Raw genomic sequence first — 2,031 nt, forward strand, 5'->3', positions numbered from 1 at the left:
ACGGCCGTAACGGATGGTCTGCTGCAGCTGGGCATAGCTCGAACCGTAGATGAATGCCTGCGGGTGGGTCAGGTCAGGTGCGCCCATCGCCGGGGTGCCTTTGCCTTCCGGTCCGTGGCAGGCCACGCAGTTGGTGGCGAACAGTTGCTTGCCGTTTTCCACGTCGGCCTTGGCGTCCTTGGGCAGGCTGCGGCCATCGAGGTTGGTCAGCACGAACCCGGCCACATCGGCCACGCCCTGCTCGCCGATCACTTCGGCCCAGGCCGGCATCACGCCGTGACGACCGCCCATGATCGAAGCCTTGATGGTTTCCGGGTCACCGCCCCAGCGCCAGTCATTGTCGGTGAGGTTGGGGAAGCCGTAGGCACCCTTGGCGTCCGAGCCGTGGCACACCGAGCAGTTGGAGGCGAACAGGCGACCGCCCATTTTCAGCGCCTGCGGGTCCTTGGCCACTTCTTCCACCGGCATGGCGGCGAACTTGGCGAAGATCGGCCCGAACTTGGCGTCGGCGCGGTCCATTTCCTTTTGCCACTCGTTGGCGCCGGTCCAGCCGTTCTCGTAGCCGGGCAGGATGCCTTTCCAGTTGCCCAGGCCCGGGTACAGGATCAGGTAGCCCACCGAGAACACCAGGGTGCCGACGAACAGCCAGAACCACCACTTGGGCAGCGGGTTGTCGTACTCCTCGATGCCGTCGAAGCTGTGGCCCATGGTCTGGTCGGTGGTGCCCTTGCTCTGGCCCTTGCGGGTGCTGAGCAGCAGCCAGGTCAGGCCGATCAGGCTACCGATGGTCAGTACGCAGATGTACGTACTCCAGAAGGTGGTCATTGCCCGTTACTCCTCGATTCGGATTCTTTGGCGGCAGGTACAAGGCGATCGTCGGCGAACGGCAGCAGGCTCGCTTCGGCGAACTCGCGGTCACGCCGGCCGCTGAACACCCACAGCGCCAGGCCGATGAAGGCGATGGCTACCAGCAGGGTGCCCAGGCCGCGCAACTGGCCGATATCCAGTGTGAAGTCCATGGCGCTTACCTCTTGTTCTTGATCGCGGTGCCGAGCACCTGCAGGTAGGCGACCAGCGCGTCCATCTCGGACTTGCCCTTGAGCGAGGCCACGGCGCCGGTGATATCGTCGTCGCTGTAGGGCACGCCCAGGGTGCGCATCACGCGCAGCTTGGTCTCGGTATGGCTGCTGTCGACCGGGTTGGCCACCAGCCACGGGTAGGCCGGCATCTTCGACTCGGGTACCACGTTGCGCGGGTTGTACAGGTGCGCGCGGTGCCAGTCGTCGGAGTAGCGGCCGCCGACGCGGGCCAGGTCAGGGCCGGTACGCTTGGAGCCCCACAGGAACGGGTGGTCCCACACGCTTTCACCGGCTACCGAGTAGTGGCCGTAGCGTTCGGTTTCGGCGCGGAACGGACGGATCATCTGCGAGTGGCACTGTACGCAGCCTTCACGGATGTAGATGTCGCGGCCTTCCAGCTGCAGCGCGGTGTAGGGCTTCATGCCTTCGACCGGCTTGTTGGTGACGTCCTGGAAGAACAGCGGGACGATCTGGGTCAGGCCGCCGATGCTGACGGCAAACACCATCAACAGCACCAGCAGGAAGACGTTCTTCTCGATTACTTCGTGTTTCATCAGGTTCTCCTCAGGCCAGCTGCGCAGTGGCGTTGGCGGTCTCGCCCGCTGGGGCACGCACGGTGCGCCAGGTGTTCCAGGCCATCAGGAACATGCCGGTGAGGAAGATCGCACCGCCCACGAACCGCACGATGAAGCCAGGGTGGCTGGCCACCAGGGTTTCGACGAAGGAGTAGGTCAGGGTGCCGTCGGCGTTGACTGCACGCCACATCAGGCCCTGGGCGATGCCGTTGACCCACATCGAGGCGATGTACAGCACGGTGCCGATGGTGGCGAGCCAGAAGTGCGCGTTGATCAGGCCCAGGCTGTACATCTGCTCGCGGCCGAACACTTTCGGGATCATGTGGTACAGCGCGCCGATCGAGATCATGGCTACCCAGCCAAGGGCGCCGGCGTGT

4 protein-coding genes are annotated in these 2,031 nt (G+C 64.6%); all 4 read right to left on the reverse strand.

The features are described 5' to 3' along the window. Positions 1–825, reverse strand: an 825-nt coding sequence (ccoP, locus tag DN388_RS22485; protein ID WP_255002107.1) for a cytochrome-c oxidase, cbb3-type subunit III, incomplete at its 3' end; no start/stop codon positions are given. After that, on the reverse strand, positions 822–1,019 hold the full coding sequence (locus DN388_RS22490; protein ID WP_043862388.1) for a CcoQ/FixQ family Cbb3-type cytochrome c oxidase assembly chaperone: 198 nt from the start codon (positions 1,017–1,019) through the stop codon (positions 822–824). The genes ccoP and DN388_RS22490, both read right to left, overlap by 4 nt. Positions 1,020–1,024: 5 nt before the next feature. Next, a complete protein-coding gene (gene ccoO, locus DN388_RS22495) occupies positions 1,025–1,633 on the reverse strand; it encodes a cytochrome-c oxidase, cbb3-type subunit II (protein WP_043862389.1) in 609 nt (202 codons plus the stop codon). A gap of 10 nt (positions 1,634–1,643) precedes the next feature. Next, the coding region (locus tag DN388_RS22500) for a cbb3-type cytochrome c oxidase subunit I (RefSeq protein ID WP_255002109.1) at positions 1,644–2,031 on the reverse strand (388 nt) is incomplete at its 5' end.

The organism is Pseudomonas sp. S12(2018), from assembly GCF_024355235.1.
GTDB lineage: Bacteria > Pseudomonadota > Gammaproteobacteria > Pseudomonadales > Pseudomonadaceae > Aquipseudomonas > Aquipseudomonas palmensis.